The organism is Phenylobacterium sp. (assembly GCF_046291545.1).
Taxonomy (GTDB): domain Bacteria; phylum Pseudomonadota; class Alphaproteobacteria; order Caulobacterales; family Caulobacteraceae; genus Phenylobacterium.
Genome location: NZ_JBKBSM010000004.1, coordinates 117830 through 136506, shown reverse-complemented (window position 1 = coordinate 136506; position 18677 = coordinate 117830). Strand labels below are relative to the sequence as shown.

The window sequence follows — 18677 nt, the reverse complement described above, 5'->3', positions numbered from 1 at the left end:
GGTTCAGTTGTCCAGGCTTTACGGCGCCGCACAAATTGCCTAAAAAGCTGGCGGTTGGGGTGATTACAAAATGAGCACAACGCTCGGTGTAGGCAAGGTCGAGGTTCCCGGACGGGCGTGGATCGCGCCCATGACCGGCGTTTCCGACCTGCCGTTCCGCAGGGCGGCCAGCCGCCTCGGGGCGGCGTATGTGGCCACTGAGATGGTGGCTTGCGCGGAGTTCTCCCGCGGCCGGCCCGACGTGGTGCGGCGCGCCGCCGTGGGCGAGGGCCTGCCGCTGATGGTGGTGCAACTGGTCGGCCGCGATCCCGCCCATGTCGCCGAAGGGGCGCGGCTGGCGGCGCGGGCCGGGGCCCACATCATCGACCTGAATTTCGGTTGCCCGGCGCGGGAAGTCACCGGCGCCCTGTGCGGCTCGGCGCTGATGCGCGACCTGGACCTGGCCGAACGCCTGGTGGCGGCGGCGGTCGAGGCGGTGGACGCGCCGGTCACGGTGAAGATGCGCCTGGGCTGGGACGATGCGTCGAGGAACGCCCCGGAATTCGCGGCGCGGGCGCAGGCGCTGGGAGTCGCCGCCGTGACCGTTCACGGGCGAACCCGCTGCCAGTTCTACAAGGGCGAGGCCGACTGGGCCGCGGTCCGGGCCGTGAAGGAAGCGGTGTCGATCCCCGTGATCGTCAACGGCGACATCGTCGACGCCGAAACGGCCCGCCGGGCCCTGCAGGCTTCGGGCGCGGACGGCGTGATGATTGGCCGTGGCGTCTACGGAAAGCCTTGGATCGGCGCCCAGATCGACGCGGCGCTCGACGGCGCAGGGTTCAAAGAGCCGGGGGCGGAGGCGCGCCTAGCCATCGTGCTCGATCACTTCCACGACAGCCTCGCCTTCTACGGCGATCGGCTCGGGCTGCGGATCTTCCGCAAGCATCTGGCCGCCTACATCGAAAACGCGCCCTGGCCCACGCAGGCCGAGGCCAGGCGCATGGCGCGCTCCGCCCTGTGCCGAATGGAGGAACCCTCGGAGGTCGAACGCAGCCTGGTCGCGCTCTGGCGCGATCCTCAGATGAGAGCGGCGGCATGAGCGGCCAGACAAAGACAAGCAAGTCGGGGATAGACCTGAACGGACTGAAGGCGGCGGCCTTCGACCTCAGTCCCGAGCCGGCCATGGTGGTCAGCGCGGACGGGGCGCTGGTGGCGGTGAACGAGTCCGCCGAGGCCCTCTTCGGCCAGGGGCTCGGGCTCCTGGCCCGCGGACGGTTCCTGGCGGCCCTGCCGCCCGGTTCGGCCCTGGTCTCCCTGATCAACCGGGCGGTGGAGGAGGGCGGTCCCGTGCGAGAGCGGGGGGTCGAGATCAGCCTCTTCGGCCTTCCGCCCTTCGAGGCCGACGGGGCGGCCGCGCCGCTTGGCGACGGCTCGATCCTGCTGAGCCTGCATCTGAAGTCGGGCAATCTGGGCGCCGAGCGGGCGGACAACCTGCGCTCCATCGTCGGGCTCGGCCGGATCCTCGCTCACGAGATCAAGAACCCGCTCGCCGGCATCCGCGGCGCCGCCCAGCTGCTGAAGTCGGGCGCCAAGGCCGAGGATGCGCCGCTGGCGCAACTGATTGTCGACGAGACCGACCGGGTGCGCCGCCTGGTGGACCGGATGGAAGCCTTCAGCGACGACGCGCCGCCGAGCCGCACCCCGGTCAACATCCACCAGGTGCTCGACCGCGTCCGCGCCCTGGCCGCTAACGGCGTCGCCGACGGCCTGTCGCTGCGCGAGCAGTACGATCCTTCGCTGCCACCCACCCTGGGCGACGAAGACCAGCTCATCCAGATCTTCCTGAATCTGGTGAAGAACGCCGCCGAGGCGGCCCATTCCCGCGGCGACGGCCGGGGCGCGATCTCGATCTACACCGCCTATCGCCACGGCGTGCGGGTTCGCGCCGCCAAGGGGCAGAACCTGCGCGGGGCGCCCCTGGAAGTCCGCGTCGTGGACAATGGCCCCGGCGTGCCGGCCCACCTGCGCGACAGCCTGTTCCAGCCTTTCGTGACGACCAAGACCTACGGGGCGGGCCTCGGCCTGGCGCTCGTCGCCAAGCTCGTCGCCGCCCACGGCGGACTGATCGATTTCGAATCCGAGCCAGGGCGGACCGTGTTCCGCGTCCTGCTGCCCATCGCATCCGAAGAGGACCTGACGGCATGAACGCCGCGACCAAGAAGATCCTGATCGCCGACGACGATTCCTCGATCCGCCTCGTGCTGAGCCAAGCCTTCACCCGGCTCGGCTATCAGGTGCGGGCCACCGGCAACGCCTCGACCCTGCTGAAGTGGGTGTCGGACGGGGAGGGGGACCTCGTCGTCACCGACGTCGTGATGCCCGACGAGAACGTCTTCGACGTGCTGCCGCGCATCCGCAAGGAACGGCCGAAGCTGCCGGTCATCGTGATGAGCGCGCAGAATACGCTGCTGACGGCGGTCAACGCGGCCGAGATCGGCGCCTTCGACTACGTGCCCAAGCCCTTCGACCTGGACGACATGACCTCGGTGGCCCGCCGCGCGCTCGCCCGGCCGGCCGACGCCGAGGCGTCCAAAGCCCAGGCCCGGGCCCTGCGCGACGAGCGGCTGCCGCTGATCGGCCGCTCGGGACCGATGCAGGACGTCTACCGCACCATCGCCCGGCTTGTCGGCGCGGACCTCACGGTGCTGATCCTCGGGGAGTCGGGCACCGGCAAGGAGCTGGTCGCCCGCGCCCTGCACGACATGGGACGCCGCCGCGACGGCAAGTTCGTGGTGATCAACCTCGCCGCCGTACCGCGCGAGCGGGTGGAGGCCGAACTGTTCGGGCGCGAGGACGGCGACCCCGGAAAGCTGATCGAAGCGGACGGGGGCACCCTGTTCCTGGACGAGATCGGCGACATGCCGCTGGACGCCCAGACCCGACTGCTTCGGGTCATCGACGGCTCCGAACAGGCCATCAACCCCAAGACCGGCCGCCGGCCCAACGTGCGCATCATCGCGGCGACAAACCGCGACCTGAGGGGATTGATCCAGCACGGGCTGTTCCGCGAGGACCTGTTCTTCCGCCTGAACGTCGCCCCGATCCGGCTGCCGCCGCTGCGCGACCGGGTGGAGGACATTCCGGACCTGGCGCGCGCCTTCCTGCTGCGCGCCAACCGCGAGGGCCTGCCCGCCAAGACGATCGATTCCAGCGCGCTGGAACGGCTGAAAATGCATCCCTGGCCGGGCAACGTCCGCGAGCTGGAGAACCTGATCCGCCGGATCTGCGCCCTCTACGCCGAGGAGCTCATCACCGCTCGGATCGTCGAGCGCGAGTTGCAGGATCACACACCCGCCGCGCCGGGTCAGGAAGGGCCGGTGACCCTTTCCACCCTGGTCGAGCGGCACCTCTCGGGGCACTTCGCCGAGCAACCGGACGGGCTGCCGCCCGCCGGGCTCTACGACCGCGTCCTTGAGGAGGTCGAGCGTCCCCTGATCCAGCTCACCCTGGCCGCGACCCGCGGCAACCAGGTGCGCGCAGCTGAGATTCTCGGGCTCAACCGCAACACCCTGCGCAAGAAGATCCAGGACCTCGGCGTGGAGATGAGTCGCGGCCGCCGCTGAAGCCTTGGCGCAACAATGCTGTTGAGTTTGGGGCACAGTTGCGCCTAGGCTGAGCGAACCATGGCGTCGCTGGCTCCCGATGGCGGACCTGATGATGCGCCGGCCACGGGCCTGTGGCGGGCGCTACAGTCACGCTATGTGGTCGGCGGCGGATACGCCCTCGCCGCCGGCCTGACGGCGCTGGCGATCCTCATGGCGTCGTCTCCGCCGGAGACGGGCCCGCTGGGGCCGGCCAGCCACCTGATCCTGACGGTTCTCGGCCTCAACCTGATCCTGATCGGCGGTCTCGCCGGGCTGACGGCGCTTCGCCTGCGCGCCCTGCTGCGGGCGCGCTCGCGCGACGCGGGCGCGCGGTTGCACCTTCGGTTCGTCACCCTGTTCGCCCTGGCGGCCGTGGCGCCCGCCGTGGTGGTGGCCTTCTTCTACGGGGTCCTGGTCAATCGCGGCGTCGAGAACTGGTTCAGCCAGCGGGTGCAGACCGTGGTCGAGAACTCGGCGACCGTGGCGCGCTCCTATGTCGAGGACCAGAAGACCTACATCCAGGAACACGTGACCCTGATGGCCAAGGACCTCAACCAGGCCGCACCGGCCCTGGGGTCCAGTCCCGTGACCTTCAGCCACTTCCTGGCCTATCTGGCGTCCTATCACGCCTTCCCCGCCGCCTACCTGATCGACCGGGAGGGCCGGGTGCTGTCGCGGGCGGAAACCGCCGATGCGCCGGCCTTCGTGCTGCCGCCCGAGTCCAGTTTCGCTGCGGCGGACGAAGGCGACATCTCGGTGCCGGCCTTCGACTCCTCCGACCTGATGCGGGCGCTCTACAAGCTGAACGCCTATCCGGACGCCTATCTCTATGTGGTCTGGCCGGTGGAAAAGGGAATCATCACGCACCTTTCGGACGCCCAGGACTCCCTGGTCGCCTACCGGGAGGCGGCCAAGAGCCGGGCGCGGATCCAGGCGGTTTTCGCCCTCAGCTACTTCGAGACCGCGTTCCTGGTGCTGGTCGGCGCGGTGCTTCTGGGAATGTCGGCGGCCAACGCCATTTCGGCGCCGGTCGCGCGCCTCGTGCAGGCGGCCGGCCGGGTCGCGACGGGCGACCTGACCGCCAGGGTGGACGCCGAGCACGACCCGCCGGAGATCGCCGTGCTGAGCCACGCCTTCAACAGCATGACCAACGACCTTCAGGTGCAGCAGGCGGCCCTGAGCCGCGCGCGCGAGGAGGCCGAGAGCCGGCGCCAGTTCATCGAAACGGTGCTTGCCGAAGTGAGCGCCGGAGTGATCGGGCTGGACCGCGACGGGCGCGTGTCCGCGGCGAACCGCGCCGCCGCCGCCCTCCTGCACCTGCCCCAGGACCATGGGCGGGGCCGGCCCCTGGCGGACCTCGCCCCCGAGCTGGCCGGCGTGGCCGCCCAGGCCGCGGCGATGGGCGAGGCGGAGGAGGAGGTGGACGTGGTGCGCGACCGCGAGACACACCGTCTGCGCGTTCGCGCCAGCCAGAGCGAGGGCGGTCTGGTGCTGACCTTCGACGACATCACCCGGCTGGTCGCCGCCCAGCGCAACGCCGCCTGGAAGGACGTGGCGCGCCGCATCGCCCACGAGATCAAGAATCCGCTGACTCCGATCCAGCTTTCTGCCGAGCGGCTGCGGCGCAAGTTCCGCAGGAACGTGGCGAGCGGCGACCTGGAGACCTTCGACCGCTGCACCGACACCATCGTGCGGCAGGTGGGCGACATCGGGCGGATGGTGGACGAGTTCTCCGCGTTCGCACGCATGCCCGCGCCGGTCTTCACCGAACAGGACGCGGCCGAACTGCTCCGGGCGGCCGTGTTCGCCCGCCGGGTGGCGTCCCCCGACATCAGGGTGGACCTGATCGAGCCGCTGCCGCAGGCCACGATCGTGGCCGACGGGCGGATGCTGTCGCAGGCCCTGACCAATGTGCTGAAGAATGCGGCCGAGGCCATCGCCGCCCGCCGCGAGGGCGAACCCAAGCTCAAGGGAGCGATCATCGCCCAGCTGGTGGTGGAGCCCGAGGGCGTCGCCTTCGAAATCGAGGACAATGGCGTGGGCCTGCCCCCAAAGGACCGCGACCGCCTGACCGAACCCTATGTGACGACGCGGGAGAAGGGCACGGGCCTGGGCCTGGCGATCGTCAAACGGATCATGGAGGACCATGGGGGGGAACTGGTCCTGACTGACGCTCGTGGCGGGCAGGGGGCCCGGGCGATCTTGCGGGCGCCGGCGACGGCGCGAGCCACGGCCGCGATGCGCGCGGCCGAGACTGTCTGAGGTGAGTGATGGCGGCTGACATCCTTGTGGTCGACGACGAGGCGGACATCCGCGAGCTCGTGGCGGGAATCCTGTCGGACGAAGGCTACGCCGTGCGCACGGCGGCCGATTCCGAGCAGGCCCTGGCCGCGATCCGCGCGCGCAAGCCCTCGCTGCTGATCCTGGACATCTGGATGCAGGGCGGCGGGATGGACGGCCTCGAGCTACTGGACCTCGTCAAGCAGCTCGACGCCGACCTGCCGGTGATCATGATTTCCGGCCACGGCAACATCGAGACGGCGGTCTCGGCGATCAAGCGCGGCGCTTACGAGTTCCTGGAGAAGCCCTTCAAGTCGGATCGGCTGCTGCTGGTCGTCGAGCGGGCGCTGGAGGCCGCCAACCTGCGGCGCGAGAACCGCCGGCTGCGCACCCAGGCGATCGAGCCAGAGGGGCTGCTGGGCCGCTCGATGGCCGCCCAGCACATGCGTCAGATGATCAGCAAGCTCGCCTCGGCCAACAGCCGGGTGCTGATCTCCGGCCCCCCCGGCTCCGGTAAGGAGACGGTGGCGCGCCTGATCCACCAGGACAGCCCCCGCGGGAACGGCGAGTTCGTGGCCATCAGCGCCGCCGGCATGACGCCGGAGCGCATGGACGTGGAGCTGTTCGGCGAAGAGGGCGCTGGCGGGCGTCCGGCCAAGATCGGGGTGTTCGAACGGGCTCACGGCGGCACCCTCTACCTCGACGAAGTGGCGGACATGCCCCGCGAAACCCAGAGCCGCATCCTGCGGGTGCTGGTGGATCAGCGCTTTCGGCGGGTGGGGGGCGACTCCGACGTGCAGGTCGACGTGCGGGTGATCTCGTCCACGTCGCGCGACCTTCGGGCGGAGATCGAGGCGGGACGTTTCCGCGAGGATCTGTTCCACCGGCTGAACGTCGTGCCTGTGATGGTTCCTGGGCTGGCCGAGCGCCGGGAGGACATTCCCGAGCTGGTCGACTACTTCATCCAGCGCATTTGCGACGCCACGGGCATGATGCGCCGCAAGCTGGCGGACGACGCGCTGGCGGCGTTCCAGGTGCGCGCCTGGCCCGGCAACCTGCGGCAACTGCGCAACAACGTGGAGCGCATGCTGATCCTGGCTTCGGGGGATCCGGCCGAGCCCATCACCGCCGACATGCTGCCCCAGGAAGCCGCGCCCTCGGAACAGGGGTCGACCCTTGGGGCCGAGCGCATCATCGCCCTGCCGTTGCGCGAGGCCCGCGAGGTGTTCGAGCGCGAGTATCTGAACGCCCAGATGCTGCGCTTCTCGGGCAACATCTCGCGCACCGCCGCCTTCATCGGCATGGAGCGCTCGGCCCTTCACCGGAAGCTGAAATCCCTGGGACTGTCGGGCGCCAGGGCCCTTGAAGAGGATGTGGGCTGATGGGACGCATCGCCTATGTGAACGGCCGGTTCGTCCCGCACGCCCAAGCGGCCGTGCACATCGAGGACCGCGGCTATCAGCTGGCCGATGCGGTCTACGAGGTGTGGGCGCTGTTCGACGGTAAGATGGCCGACGCCGAGGGGCACTTCGCGCGGCTGGAACGCAGCCTGGGCGAGCTGCGCATCCCCATGCCGATGAGCCGTCGGGCGCTGACCCTGGTCCTGCGCGAGACGGTGCGCCGCAATCGCCTACGCGAGGGGCTCGTCTACCTCCAGGTCAGCCGGGGCGTCGCGCCGCGCGACCACGCCTTTCCTGTCTGCGGGGCGCCGCCGGCCGTGGTGATCACCTGCAAGGCGGTCGACCGCGCCGCCGCCGACGCGAAAGCGGCCAAGGGCTGCGCCGTCGTCACCACGCCGGAGAACCGCTGGGGGCGCTGCGACATCAAGACGGTGGGATTGCTCCCCAACGTGCTCGCCAAGCAGGCGGCCCGCGAACGTGGCGCGGTGGAGGCCTGGTTCGTGGACGACCTTGGCCTGGTGACCGAGGGGGCCTCCTCCAACGCCTGGATCCTCGATGCGGACGGGGTGCTGCGCACCCGCGACACCAACGCGAACATCCTGCGGGGCGTCACCCGTCGCACGCTCATGGACGTGATCGCCGCAGCCGGACTGAAGGTCGAAGAACGCGCCTTCACCCCCGAGGAGGCGCGTCAGGCCCGGGAAGCGTTCATCACTGGCGCTGGCTCCCTCGTGACGCCGATCACCTCCATCGACGGCAAGCCTGTGGGCGATGGCGCCGTCGGACCGGTGGCGATGCGGCTTCGCAGCCTCTATATCGAGCGCGCGAAGGCCACGGCGGTCTGACCGGCGCGCTGCGATTGCGCCGGTCATCAAAGGCGGTCTAGCGTTCACTCGCGTGTGTGGAGGGCGGTCTGCGCCCTCCGATCGAAAACAAAGGGCGAAAAGCCAATGAGCGACAAGAAACAGAACCTGCAGGACACCTTCCTGAACAGCGTGCGCAAGTCGAAGACGCCGCTGACCATCTTCCTCGTCAACGGCGTGAAGCTGCAGGGCGTGGTGAGCTGGTTCGACAATTTCTGCGTGCTGCTGCGCCGTGACGGCCAATCGCAGCTTGTCTACAAGCACGCCATTTCCACGATTATGCCGGCCCAGCCCGTCCAGCTGTACGAGCCGGCGGAAGACGAGGCGGATTGACCTCAAAGCTCATCGAACGCGAGGCGCCGCCGCAGCGCGCCATCGTGATCCATCCGGACCGGGAGGAGCGCGCCTCTTCCCGGACCGCCGCTGCACGACTCGAAGAAGCCGTGGGCCTGGCCCTGGCGCTCGACCTGGTGATCGCCGACCGGCGGATCGCCCCCCTGCGCCGGCTGACGCCCGCCACCCTGTTCGGCAAGGGCAAGACCGCCGAGGTCGGCGAACTGGTCGAAGCCCTCGAGGCGGACGTGGTGGTGGTCGACGATTCGCTGACGCCGGTGCAGCAGCGGAACCTGGAGCGCGCCTGGAAGGCCAAGGTGATCGACCGTACGGGCCTGATCCTGGAGATCTTCGCCCGGCGCGCGCGCACCCGGGAAGGCCGCCTGCAGGTAGAGCTGGCGCGCCTGTCCTACGAGCGCTCGCGCCTGGTGCGCACCTGGACCCACCTGGAGCGGCAGCGTGGCGGCTTCGGCGTCATGGGTGGTCCGGGGGAAACCCAGATCGAGACCGACCGGCGCCTGCTCGCCGAGAAGATCGGCAAGCTCAAGCGCGATCTGGTGGAAGTCAGGCGCACCCGCACACTCCAGCGCGGCGCGCGACAACGCCATCCTTACCCGGCTGTCGCCCTCGTTGGGTACACGAACGCCGGCAAGTCGACGCTTTTCAATCGGCTGACGTCGGCCGAGGTGGTGGCTCAGGACATGCTGTTCGCCACCCTCGACCCGACCCTTCGGATGCTGAAGCTCCCGGACGGCCGGCCGGCGATCCTGTCCGACACCGTGGGCTTCATCTCGGATCTGCCGCACGAGCTGGTCGAGGCGTTCCGCGCGACCCTCGAGGAGGTCAAGGAGGCCGACGTGATCCTGCACGTTCGCGACATCGCGAGCGAGGAGACCGACGCCCAGGCCAAGGACGTGCGCAAGGTGCTCGAACGCCTGGGCGTGGACATCGAGGACCGCAACGTCCTGGAAGTCTGGAACAAGATCGACCAGGTCGGGCCCGACGAGCGGGCGCTGCTCGAGGGCGACGCACGCCGGGCCCACCCTGCCGCCGTGCTGGTGTCTGCGCAGACCGGCGAAGGCTGCGCAGCCCTTCTCGAGGCCGTCGCCGGGCTCGTCGACGAGGCGCCGCCGGTGGAGGCTCACGTGCCGGCCGGGGAGGGGGCGGCGATCGCCTGGCTCTACCGGCACGGCCGGGTCATCGAACGCGAACCGGAGGAGGACGGCGGCGTGCGTCTGGCCGTGCGGCTGACGCCTCAGGCGCTCGGCCAGTTCGAGCAGCTCTTTCCCGCCGCGGAGCTACGCGGCGGCTGACCGGGCGGCTGCGGCGGCGCGGGCGCCGTCCACCAGCGTCATCAGCGCATCTTCGAAGGCCTGGGTGTAGAGGGCCGGGTGGCCCTCCAGCACCGCGGCGCGGATCGCGCCGATGATCGCGCGGCTGAGGGCGTAGGCCTCAAGGCCGCCAAGCCCCGGGATCGGCGGCAGCAGCGAACGGGTTCGATCCGTCTCCGCGCCAAGGGCGTGCGCGCTCTCCTCGGCCATGGCGGCGCGCACCACCGCTCGCCGCAGGGCCGGTCGGCCCGCGAAGGCGTGAATCTGGTGATGGATGACCGCGCGCACCGGGTCGGCGGCGCCCTGGATCTCCGCCGCCATCTGCGCCCGCATGGCGATCACCTCCCGCCGCGACAGGGCGAGCAGGATCGCCTGCTTGTTGGGGAAGTACTGGTAGAGCGATCCGATGCTGACGCCGGCGCGTTCGGCGATCCGGTTCGTGTTGAACGCAGCCTCGCCCTCGTCTTCCAGAATCTGAGCAGCCGCATCCAGCACCGCCGCTTCCGTCGCCACGGAGCGCGCCTGCCGGGGCTTTCGCCTGGGTTCCGCCGAGCTTTTCACCACCGCCTGTCAGACCTCCCAAATGCGAGTACCGAAACCTGAGCTTAGCTCGGAAAGTCGTCGCCAACAGGAGGACGGCATGAATTGGTGGATCGAACGGTTGGACGCCCTGAAGGCCGGAACGGCCGAGGTCCCCCTGGTCACCCAGACCTTGCGCATGGGGCTGCTCGACGACTGGGGCGAGGGCTGGTCGCGCAAGACCTGGTCGCCGGATCCGACAGTGATCGGCCCTGACGGATCGTTGTTCGGCGGCCATCTCGCCGCCCTCGCGGACCAGTCGGCCGCCTTCGCGACCATGACTGTGATGGGGGAGGAGGAGACGTTCCGCACGACCCTCCTGTCGGTCCAGTTCTTCCGCGTCGGGAGGGCCTATCCGCTCGAGATCGCTGGCCGCGTCGTGGCGCGCACCCGGCGCATGGTGTCCGTCGAAGTCGATTTCTGCCGCCCCGACGGCGAACTCATCGCCCGGGCGACCGCGCAGCAGATCATCCAGGCCGACGACCGGCCGGCCTAGGCCTTCTCCGCCGCCTTGGCGGCGTCCCACAGGGCGTCCATCTCGTCCAGGTCGGACTGCTCCGGCGTCTTGCCGCGTTCGGCCAGGGCGGCCTCAATGAAGCGGAAGCGGCGGGCGAACTTGGCGTTGGTGGAGCGCAGGGCGTCCTCCGGCTCGATGTCGAGCTTGCGGGCGAGGTTGGCCATGACGAAGAGGACGTCGCCCAGTTCCTCGCGAGCCAGCGCCGCATCGCCTGCGGCGATCTCGGCGCGCAGCTCGCCGATCTCCTCCTCGAGCTTGGCGAGCACGAAATCGACGTGCGGCCAATCGAAGCCGACGCGTGCGGCGCGCTTGGTCAGCTTCACGGCGCGGGTCAGGGCCGGCAGGCCCGCGGGCACGTCGTCCAGCAGGCTGGCGTTGCGCCCCTTGTCCGCCCGCTCGGCGGCCTTGGTTTCCTCCCAGGCCTCGGTCTGCTCGGCGCTGGAGCGATAGTCCGCGTCTCCGAACACGTGAGGATGGCGGCGGATCATCTTGGCGGAAATCGCGTTCGCCACATCGTCGAAGGCGAAGTGGCCGTCCTCCTCCGCCATCCTGGAATGGAAGACCACCTGCAGCAGCAGGTCGCCGAGTTCCTCCTTCAGGTCCGCCAGGTCGCCGCGTTCGATCGCGTCGGCGACCTCATAGGCCTCCTCGACGGTATAGGGGGCGATGGAGGCGAAGGTCTGCTCCAGGTCCCATGCGCAGCCCGTCTGCGGGTCGCGCAGCCGCGCCATGATCGCCAGCAGGCGATCTATGGGCCTGGCCGCCTCGAGCGAGGGTGCGACGCTATTCCGCCGGTCGGGCTGCGACATGGATCTCCTCGCTGATCAGCGGGTCGGCGGACATCTCGGGGGCGGCGTCGGCCAGGTCCCGTTCAGCCAGGGCGGCGCGGATTTCGGCGTGGCGCTCGGCGGTGAGCGGGAAGCCCAGCACGATCCAGCTCGCCAGCAAGGACATGCCGGCGGGAATGGCCGCGAACAGCAGCGCCAGGCCCGCGAGGCCGCTGTCCACGCCCTCGGACGTCGGATCGAAGCCCAACGCCTGAAGCAGCGGGAAGGTGACGCCGACGGCCGCCGCGGCGCCGATCTTCACAGTGCCCGCCAGCAGGGCGTAGAGCAGGCCGGTGCGGTCGACGCCGCTCTCCAGCCGCTCTTCGTCGCCGATGTCGGCCATCATCGCCCGGAGCAGGAACGCGCCCGCCGCATAGGGCACCCCGATGAGGAACATCAGGAGGGCGGCGATTGGGAAGTTGCCGACCGGGATGGCCAGCGAGGCCATCGTCAGGGCCGCATAGACCACCCCGGAAATCGCCAGGGCCCGGTGCTTGCCGACCCTGTAGGACAGCCAGGTCCACAGCGGCGCCCCCAACAGACCGCCGATGAAGTAGATGAGGAGCAGGCCGCTGGCCATGCCCTTGTCGAAGCCCTTCACCCGCTCGAAGAAGAAGAAGAACAAGGCGCCGGTGATCGCCGGCCCGGTGCCGATCAGCAGGTCCGCCACCAGAATCCGCACGACCGAAGGCCGGCGCAGCAGGCTCAGGTACTCCTTGACGCCCGCGTGCTCGGCCTTCGCCGTGATGCGCGGCTCGGGCACGCGCCAGAGGGCCAGGCCGACCGTCAGGGGCATCAGGGCCACGATGAACCAGCCCATGGCGGCAACGCCAGCCGCGTGCCCCTTGATCCCCATGAGCGGGAGCAGGGCCGGCAGGGTGAGCACCAGGATCATGCCGACGACGTTGCCGGCCTGCCAGAAGGCGTAGATCCGCGATCGCTGGTCATAGTTCGGCGAGAGCACCGCGGCCCAGGCGAGCTGAGCCAGAGTGGCGATGGAGAAGCCGGCGTAAACCACGAGGAGCCAGAACCAGAGATAGAGCTCGGTCACACCCGGCTTGGCCATGAACAGCATGTAGGAGGCCAGCATCAGGATCGGCGCGCCGATCGCGAACCACAGCTTGAAGCGCCCGAAGCGGCTGCGGGTGCGGTCCATCACCGCCCCGATGAAGGGATCGAATCCCATGTCCAGCAGCCGCACCGCCATGAAGGCCGTGCCCACGGCCGTGAGGCTGAGGCCAAGTTCGCTGGCGTAGAACTCAGGCAGGTAGACGACGAGCGGCAGGCCAAGCCCGGCGAGCGGCAGGCACGGCGCGGCCAGGGCCGCCAAGGTGAAATTCGAGCGCCGCTCGGTCGTCATGAACATTCCCCAAATGAGCGGCGCGGATCAGACAGCGCGCCGCCCGCCTGGGCAAGGCCTATCGGCGTTATCGGCTGGCGAGAACCTCGCCGCGGGCGAGGCGGCGGGCAAACCGGTCGATCGTCCAGTTTGCGTCGGCCCAGGTGGTGTTCATCCGCGCATTGCGGATGTCGCTCTCGTACCAGCTGTAGCTGACCGGCGTGACCGTCCCGTCCAGGGCGATCAGCTTGCCTTCGATCCGGGCTCCGCCGACGCCGAAGCTGTGGAACGACAGGCCCGGCGTGTCGCCGAGCTGCTTGAAGGTCGGCCGGTTCGGCTGCGCATCGACCAGGACCAGTTCGGCGCGGCCGCCCGCCAGCACGCCGGTGCGCGCCAGCTCGCGCTGCACGTCGTGCTGGAGCTCCTGGGCGAGCTCGTTGACGTCGCGCAGGCCGTATTTTTCCTGGGCGAGCTTCTCCAGCTTGGGGCTCAGGGCGACGCTGACTTCCGGCGCCGTGTGGCTGGAAAAGGTCTCGGCCGAAGCGCCCGTGGCGAGCGACAGGGCGGCGAGGGCGGTGGCGAGGGGCAGGACGCGCATGTGGGGGCTCCCGAGCTCTTGCAACGTCCGCAGAACATAGGGCGACGCTTGCGGCCGAACGAGGGCGGACCGCCTGCATGACGAGAATTTCACGTCGCCCGGCGCGTCAGCCGAGGAGGTCGGCGGGCGCCTCGATGTCGATGTCGAGAAGCTGCTGCGCCTTGCCCTTGGCCAGGGGATCCAGGCGAAGGCTGGCGAACTGGCCTCCCCCGAGCGACTGAATGCAATGGAAGTTCAGGGCGTTCAGGCCCGGCGCCTCGTAGCGGACGACCTTGGGCGCGGCGGCCCCTTCGAACTCGTGGGCGAACCAGTCCTTCACCCGCGCCTCGGTGAGGCCCGCGCGGATCCAGGGCAGGAACTCCGGCTTGCGGGCGATCACCCCGACGTTGAACGCATCGCCCTTGTCGCCGGACCGGGCCCAGGCGAGCTCGATGAGGCGAACCTTGGTCATCGCGCTCCGGGGCTCGGGGGCGGGGGGCGACTTCGGCCGCTCCACCTGCTCTGGATCGAAGGTCGCCGCTGGCGCTTCCGCGCTGGCCTCGATCCGCTCCCCGCCAAGGTCGACGACCACCGGAACGTCCTGGCGCGGGATCAGGACCGAGAACACGCGGCTGACCGGGGAGATCGTCGGCTGGCCGCCGAACCAGCCGGTGGAGCCGACGCTCATCGAGGTGGTGGGCGAGGCGAACTCGCGCATCATCAACTGCAGGGCGGCGGCGTCCTCATGCTCTGCGCCGACACGCGCCACGACTTCGCGCGTGGCCCGGGCGTCCGGTCGAGCATTGGCGCCATAGCTGGCCTCCGCCCCCAGGATCTCCACGCGCGTGTCGCGGAACGGCGGCAGGTTGCGGTCGCGCAGCAGCTCGCCGACCCGCTCCAGCACCGCCTGCGCCTGACGCTCGGCCTTGGCGGCCGCGTCGCGGCCGACCACGGGCATGGCGCCCAGGAAGCGGGCCCCGTCGTTGAAGGTGACGCAGACCTTGTAGCAGCCGCTCGGCGGATATCCCCTGGCGCCGGCGACAAGCACGCGGTCCGGGCCGGCCTGCTGCACCGTCACGGCGCTGAAGTCGCAAACGACATCGGGCAGGGCGTAGGCCTGCGGATCGCCCACTTCATAGAGGATCTGCTCCGCCACCGCCGCCGGGGAGACTAGGCCGCCCGTGCCGGCCGGCTTCGTCACCGTGAACGTGCCGTCCGCAAGGCACTCGATGATCGGGTAGCCGATGTGGGCCCAGTCCGGCACATCCTGCCAGTCGGTGAAGAGGCCGCCGGTGGCCTGGGCGCCGCATTCGATGACATGGCCGGCGAGGGAGCCTGCGGCCAGGCGGTCGAGGTCGGCGTCGCTCCAGCCGAACTCGTGCATGAGCGGCCCGAGGGTGAGGGCGCTGTCCACCACTCGGCCCGTGATGACCATGTCCGCGCCGGCGGCCAGGGCCGCCGCAATCGGCCGCCCGCCCAGATAGGCGTTGGCGGTGAACACCCGGGCAGGGTCGGGAAACGGCGCGCCAGTGAACATCTCGGTGAGGCCGCGGCCGGCGAGTTCGTCAAGGCGCGGCGTCAGGTCGTCGCCTTCCACGACCGCGATCTTGAACTCAAGGCCGGCGTCGCGGGCGAGGGCCTCCATGCGGGCGCGGCAGGCCTGCGGATTGACCCCGCCGGCGTTGGTGACGATGCGCACCCCACGGGTCTTCAGCTCCCGCAGGTTGCCCTTCCACACCCACTCAGTGAAGTCGCGGGCGTAACCTTCGGACGGATTGGCCAATTTCATCCGGCCGAGGGCGGCCATGGTCGCTTCGGCCAGGTAGTCGAGGATGATGTAGTCCAGCCCGCCGGCCCGAAGGAGCTGCGGCGCGGCCACGGAGGAGTCCCCCAGGAAGCCGCCCGCGCCGCCGATCTTCACCACCTTCGCCATGACCGCATCCTCCCTTGGGGCCGTACAGGAGGGCGCCTGCCACCACGGAAAGCAAGGCGGCGGTCAGGCCCTCGTCACCGGCAGCTTGAGGAAGACCTTGCCTTCGGCCGTGGGCGGGGGCAGGGCGCCGGCGCGGATGTTCACCTGCAGCGACGGCAGGATCAGCACTGGCGGGGCCAGCGTCGCGTCGCGAGCCTGGCGATGCTCCACGAACTGCGCTTCGCTCACGCCGTCGTGGACGTGAATGTTGCGGGTCCGCTCTTCAGCCACCGTGGTCTCCCAGGCGAAGGCCTTGCGGCCCTCCGGCAGATAGTCGTGCCCCACGAAGATCCGGGTCTGCGGGGGAAGCTCCAGAATCCTGTGAATGGAGCGGTAGAGCGCATGGGCGTCGCCCCCGGGGAAATCGGTCCGCGCCGTGCCGTAGTCGGGCATGAACAGGGTGTCGCCGACGTAGGCGGCGTCGTCGATCAGGTAGGTGACGCACGCCGCGGTGTGCCCGGGGGTGTGCATCACGCGGACCTTGGCGTCGCCGAGGGGCAACTCGTCCCCGTCGGCGACCAGACGGTCGAAGGCCGAGCCGTCCGGCGTGACGTCGTCCGCCCCGAAGACGGGCGCGAAGTGGGCCTGGACCTGGGTGATGTGCTCGCCGATCACCACCTCGGCCCCCGTGGCCTTGCGAATGTGCTGGGCCGCCGTGAGGTGGTCGGCGTGGGCGTGGGTCTCCAGGACGTAGCGGAGCTTCAGGCCGCGGTCTGTGATCGCCTTGAGAATCGCGTCCGCCGACTCGGTCGAGACGATCGCCGCCTTGGGCTCGTAGTCGAGCGCTGGGTCGATCACGGCCGCTTCCTTCGTGCGCTCGTCCCACACGAGGTAGGTCACCGTGGACGTGGCCTCGTGGAAGAAGGCTTGTTGCTGCACAGGCATATGAGGCTCCTTTCGAGGCCAATATATGCATTATTGCTAAATTAGCAAATACATATATATTGCTGTTATGAGAACGCCGAACCACCTTGTCCGCGAACTTGAGGCCGACGCCCGCGCCGCCGCCGACCTGCTGCGCGTGCTGGCCAACGAGCATCGGCTGCTGGTGCTTTGCGCGCTGCGGACCGGCGAACTCTCGGTAGGCCAGCTCGCGGAGCGGGTGGGGCTCTCCCAATCGGCCCTGTCGCAGCATCTGGCGCGGCTGAGGAGCGACCGCATCGTCTCCACGCGCCGCCAGGGCCAGACGATCTTCTACGGCATCGCAGATCCGGACGCGCTTAGCCTGGTCGAGGCGCTCGCGGGGGTCATGCAGCGCCGCCGCGAAGGGCGCTGAGCCGTGGACCTGACCTCCGCATCGATGATGCTGGCCATTGGCAGCGGCGCAGTCGTCGGCCTTCTTCTGGCGCTGTTCGGCGGGGGCGGCTCGGTGCTGGCGACCCCGTTGCTGCTCTATGTTGTCGGGATCGGCGACACCCATGTGGCGATCGGCACCTCGGCGGCGGCGGTCGCGGTCAACGCGGCGATCAACCTTCTGGGCCACAGCCGCAGCGGGCGAGTGAAGTGGCCGTGTGCGAGCGTCTTCGCCGCGGCCGGACTGCTGGGCTCGTTCGCGGGGTCCAGCCTGGCCAAGGCGGTCGACGGCCAGCGTCTGCTCCTGTTCTTCGCCTTCGCGATGGCGGCGATCGCGCTGTCGATGCTGCGGAAGCCGAAGGGCGAGGGGGACCCGGCGGTGCACATCACCTGGCCGCTGGTCGCGCGCCTGGCCCCCATGGGCCTGCTCACCGGCTTCGCCGCCGGCTTCTTCGGGATCGGGGGCGGCTTCCTGATCGTGCCCGGTCTGATGAGCGCGGCAGGGATGACCCTGGCCAACGCCTCAGCGTCTTCGCTTCTGTCCGTGGCGATCTTCGGCGCCGCCACGTCCGTCAACTATGCGGTCTCGGGCCTGGTGAACTGGCCGGCGGCCGGGCTGTTCGTCGCCGGGGGAGCTGTCGGTGGCTGGCTCGGTCTCAAGGGCGCGCGCCGGCTGGCGGCGCGGGCGCGGCTGGCCCGGAGCCTCTTCGCAGGCCTGGTCCTGCTGGTGGCCGTCTATGTGGCGTGGCGCGCAGTTGTCGGCGCTTAGGCCGCTTCGTCGTCGCAGGCGCGTCACCGATCGGACCTAGCCAGTGGCGGACCAAGGAGGCGCCATGGCCACGATCCGCCTGTCCACCGAAAAGCCGATGGACCAATCCTGCGAGCTGCTTCTGGCCCTGCCATTCGATACGCCCGAACAGCGGTTCAAGGGCTTCGAGGTGGAGGAGGCCGCAATTGTCAGCGTCGTGACGGCTCAGGGGCGCGGGCAGCAGGCCCTGCGCCTGGCCGCGAGAGCAGGGGCCCGGCCACAGGTTCGCTTCGAAGTGGAGGAAGCCCCCGGCGACTTCCCCGAATGGATCTTCGCGGGCGACCGCGGGCGCCATGAGACCCCGTCTGACGACCTCGTGGCCCTCATGGCGGAAACCGCGCCACAGCGCCTCGCACCGGCCGAGCGGGTCACCCGGATCGTGCGGCACGTCGAGTCACGCTTCGCCTATGGGGTGCGGGACGTCGGGCTCGGCGACGACAGCGACGAGATGGGCGCGCTCTGGTGCGACACGCATCTGGGGACCTGCGTGGACACCCACAGCTACGCCGTGGCGGCCATGCGCGCGGCGGGCGTCGAGGCCGCCTATGTTTCCGGGGTGTTCTTCAAGGAGGGCACGGTCCAATCCCAGCCTGGCCATTGCTGGTTCGTGGTGCGGGCGGAGGACGCGCCCCACCACTGGGACATCTCGCACCACCTCAAGTATGATCTTGGGCCCGTCCGGCCGCTCTTCAATCCGAAGCCGGGATTTCGCTTCGCCTTGGCCGCCGGCCGGGACCTCGTGTTCGAGGGCGCCGAAGGGCCGGTGACGTTCGGCCGGTTGTCGGGATTTCACATCCTTGCCGCCGGGGCCGCGAAGCTCTCCACGGTGGCGCAGGTGTCGAACCGCTGAGAAGCGCAGGCGGGGACGCCGCAAGAGGTCGCCGCCGTCCGGCCGCGCCAAATCATCGCCTAAGGAAGATTATCGGAAATATGGG

At 69.7% G+C, this 18677-nt stretch carries 18 protein-coding genes; 12 read left to right on the top strand and 6 right to left on the bottom strand.

Annotation, left to right across the window (positions count from 1 at the left end):
- Positions 1 to 70: 70 nt before the first annotated feature.
- The 8 genes from dusB (at position 71) to hflX (ending at position 9812) form a co-directional block, all read left to right on the top strand.
- The gene (gene dusB, locus ACK4YQ_RS11770) at positions 71 to 1078 is read left to right on the top strand and encodes a tRNA dihydrouridine synthase DusB (protein WP_409611591.1); all 1008 of its coding nucleotides are present in this window, start codon (positions 71 to 73) and stop codon (positions 1076 to 1078) included.
- Complete coding sequence (locus ACK4YQ_RS11765) at positions 1075 to 2184, top strand: two-component system sensor histidine kinase NtrB (RefSeq protein ID WP_409611589.1); 1110 nt, start codon at positions 1075 to 1077, stop codon at positions 2182 to 2184. The genes dusB and ACK4YQ_RS11765 overlap by 4 nt, the downstream gene beginning before the upstream one ends.
- Positions 2181 to 3602: a nitrogen regulation protein NR(I) gene (ntrC, locus tag ACK4YQ_RS11760; RefSeq protein ID WP_409611587.1), complete on the top strand. Its 1422-nt coding sequence runs from the start codon at positions 2181 to 2183 to the stop codon at positions 3600 to 3602. The genes ACK4YQ_RS11765 and ntrC overlap by 4 nt, the downstream gene beginning before the upstream one ends.
- A 60-nt stretch (positions 3603 to 3662) precedes the next feature.
- Positions 3663 to 5885 (top strand): ATP-binding protein, encoded by a 2223-nt coding sequence (locus ACK4YQ_RS11755; protein WP_409611585.1) that lies wholly within the window; start codon positions 3663 to 3665, stop codon positions 5883 to 5885.
- Positions 5886 to 5893: 8 nt separating this feature from the next.
- Positions 5894 to 7285 carry a sigma-54-dependent transcriptional regulator gene (locus ACK4YQ_RS11750; RefSeq protein WP_409611583.1) on the top strand — a complete coding sequence of 464 codons (1392 nt, stop codon included), beginning with the start codon at positions 5894 to 5896 and terminating at the stop codon, positions 7283 to 7285.
- Positions 7285 to 8148: a D-amino-acid transaminase gene (locus ACK4YQ_RS11745; RefSeq protein ID WP_409611581.1), complete on the top strand. Its 864-nt coding sequence runs from the start codon at positions 7285 to 7287 to the stop codon at positions 8146 to 8148. The genes ACK4YQ_RS11750 and ACK4YQ_RS11745 overlap by 1 nt, the downstream gene beginning before the upstream one ends.
- A gap of 105 nt (positions 8149 to 8253) precedes the next feature.
- Positions 8254 to 8499 (top strand): RNA chaperone Hfq, encoded by a 246-nt coding sequence (hfq, locus tag ACK4YQ_RS11740; protein WP_332043542.1) that lies wholly within the window; start codon positions 8254 to 8256, stop codon positions 8497 to 8499.
- On the top strand, positions 8496 to 9812 hold the full coding sequence (gene hflX, locus ACK4YQ_RS11735) for a GTPase HflX (RefSeq protein ID WP_409611578.1): 1317 nt from the start codon (positions 8496 to 8498) through the stop codon (positions 9810 to 9812). Before hfq ends, hflX begins: the two co-directional genes overlap by 4 nt.
- On the opposite strand, the gene ACK4YQ_RS11730 is transcribed toward hflX, so the two are convergent.
- Entirely contained in the window at positions 9798 to 10343 is a 546-nt protein-coding gene (locus ACK4YQ_RS11730; RefSeq protein ID WP_409611576.1) for a TetR/AcrR family transcriptional regulator, read from the bottom strand. The two genes, hflX and ACK4YQ_RS11730, sit on opposite strands and share 15 nt — an antisense overlap.
- Before the next feature lie 127 nt (positions 10344 to 10470).
- On the opposite strand from ACK4YQ_RS11730, the gene ACK4YQ_RS11725 reads away from it, so the two are divergent.
- Positions 10471 to 10905, top strand: a complete 435-nt coding sequence (locus tag ACK4YQ_RS11725; RefSeq protein WP_409611574.1) for a PaaI family thioesterase — start codon at positions 10471 to 10473, stop codon at positions 10903 to 10905.
- On the opposite strand, the gene mazG is transcribed toward ACK4YQ_RS11725, so the two are convergent.
- The 5 genes from mazG to ACK4YQ_RS11700 all read right to left on the bottom strand — a co-directional run bounded on the left by mazG (position 10902) and on the right by ACK4YQ_RS11700 (position 16526).
- Positions 10902 to 11735, bottom strand: coding sequence for a nucleoside triphosphate pyrophosphohydrolase (gene mazG / locus ACK4YQ_RS11720; RefSeq protein WP_409611572.1), 834 nt, complete (start codon positions 11733 to 11735; stop codon positions 10902 to 10904). The genes ACK4YQ_RS11725 and mazG overlap by 4 nt on opposite strands.
- Entirely contained in the window at positions 11710 to 13113 is a 1404-nt protein-coding gene (locus ACK4YQ_RS11715) for an MFS transporter (protein WP_409611570.1), read from the bottom strand. Before ACK4YQ_RS11715 ends, mazG begins: the two co-directional genes overlap by 26 nt.
- Positions 13114 to 13180: 67 nt before the next feature.
- Positions 13181 to 13690: a hypothetical protein gene (locus tag ACK4YQ_RS11710; protein WP_409611568.1), complete on the bottom strand. Its 510-nt coding sequence runs from the start codon at positions 13688 to 13690 to the stop codon at positions 13181 to 13183.
- A 106-nt stretch (positions 13691 to 13796) separates the two neighbouring features.
- Entirely contained in the window at positions 13797 to 15602 is a 1806-nt protein-coding gene (locus tag ACK4YQ_RS11705; RefSeq protein ID WP_409611566.1) for an acyclic terpene utilization AtuA family protein, read from the bottom strand.
- Between the two features lie 63 nt (positions 15603 to 15665).
- Entirely contained in the window at positions 15666 to 16526 is an 861-nt protein-coding gene (locus ACK4YQ_RS11700) for an MBL fold metallo-hydrolase (protein WP_409611564.1), read from the bottom strand.
- A gap of 67 nt (positions 16527 to 16593) precedes the next feature.
- Here ACK4YQ_RS11700 and ACK4YQ_RS11695 point away from each other — a divergent pair, with 67 nt between their 5' ends.
- The 3 genes from ACK4YQ_RS11695 to ACK4YQ_RS11685 all read left to right on the top strand — a co-directional run bounded on the left by ACK4YQ_RS11695 (position 16594) and on the right by ACK4YQ_RS11685 (position 18592).
- Positions 16594 to 16917, top strand: coding sequence for an ArsR/SmtB family transcription factor (locus ACK4YQ_RS11695; protein WP_409611562.1), 324 nt, complete (start codon positions 16594 to 16596; stop codon positions 16915 to 16917).
- 24 nt (positions 16918 to 16941) lie between these two features.
- Positions 16942 to 17703 (top strand): sulfite exporter TauE/SafE family protein, encoded by a 762-nt coding sequence (locus tag ACK4YQ_RS11690; RefSeq protein WP_409611752.1) that lies wholly within the window; start codon positions 16942 to 16944, stop codon positions 17701 to 17703.
- Between the two features lie 64 nt (positions 17704 to 17767).
- Positions 17768 to 18592: a transglutaminase domain-containing protein gene (locus ACK4YQ_RS11685; protein ID WP_409611560.1), complete on the top strand. Its 825-nt coding sequence runs from the start codon at positions 17768 to 17770 to the stop codon at positions 18590 to 18592.
- Positions 18593 to 18677: the final 85 nt, after the last annotated feature.

Excerpts from the sequence above, each read along its gene's own strand:
- mazG (WP_409611572.1), bottom strand. The coding sequence starts at position 11,735 with ATGTCGCAGCCCGACCGGCGGAATAGCGTCGCACCCTCGCTCGAGGCG.
- ACK4YQ_RS11725 (WP_409611574.1), top strand. The coding sequence starts at position 10,471 with ATGAATTGGTGGATCGAACGGTTGGACGCCCTGAAGGCCGGAACGGCC.
- dusB (WP_409611591.1), top strand. The coding sequence starts at position 71 with ATGAGCACAACGCTCGGTGTAGGCAAGGTCGAGGTTCCCGGACGGGCG.
- ACK4YQ_RS11750 (WP_409611583.1), top strand. The coding sequence starts at position 5,894 with ATGGCGGCTGACATCCTTGTGGTCGACGACGAGGCGGACATCCGCGAG.
- ACK4YQ_RS11705 (WP_409611566.1), bottom strand. The coding sequence starts at position 15,602 with ATGGCGAAGGTGGTGAAGATCGGCGGCGCGGGCGGCTTCCTGGGGGAC.
- ACK4YQ_RS11755 (WP_409611585.1), top strand. The coding sequence starts at position 3,663 with ATGGCGTCGCTGGCTCCCGATGGCGGACCTGATGATGCGCCGGCCACG.
- ACK4YQ_RS11685 (WP_409611560.1), top strand. The coding sequence starts at position 17,768 with ATGGCCACGATCCGCCTGTCCACCGAAAAGCCGATGGACCAATCCTGC.
- ntrC (WP_409611587.1), top strand. The coding sequence starts at position 2,181 with ATGAACGCCGCGACCAAGAAGATCCTGATCGCCGACGACGATTCCTCG.
- ACK4YQ_RS11690 (WP_409611752.1), top strand. The coding sequence starts at position 16,942 with ATGATGCTGGCCATTGGCAGCGGCGCAGTCGTCGGCCTTCTTCTGGCG.
- ACK4YQ_RS11715 (WP_409611570.1), bottom strand. The coding sequence starts at position 13,113 with ATGACGACCGAGCGGCGCTCGAATTTCACCTTGGCGGCCCTGGCCGCG.
- ACK4YQ_RS11695 (WP_409611562.1), top strand. The coding sequence starts at position 16,594 with ATGAGAACGCCGAACCACCTTGTCCGCGAACTTGAGGCCGACGCCCGC.
- ACK4YQ_RS11745 (WP_409611581.1), top strand. The coding sequence starts at position 7,285 with ATGGGACGCATCGCCTATGTGAACGGCCGGTTCGTCCCGCACGCCCAA.
- ACK4YQ_RS11765 (WP_409611589.1), top strand. The coding sequence starts at position 1,075 with ATGAGCGGCCAGACAAAGACAAGCAAGTCGGGGATAGACCTGAACGGA.
- ACK4YQ_RS11700 (WP_409611564.1), bottom strand. The coding sequence starts at position 16,526 with ATGCCTGTGCAGCAACAAGCCTTCTTCCACGAGGCCACGTCCACGGTG.
- hfq (WP_332043542.1), top strand. The coding sequence starts at position 8,254 with ATGAGCGACAAGAAACAGAACCTGCAGGACACCTTCCTGAACAGCGTG.
- ACK4YQ_RS11710 (WP_409611568.1), bottom strand. The coding sequence starts at position 13,690 with ATGCGCGTCCTGCCCCTCGCCACCGCCCTCGCCGCCCTGTCGCTCGCC.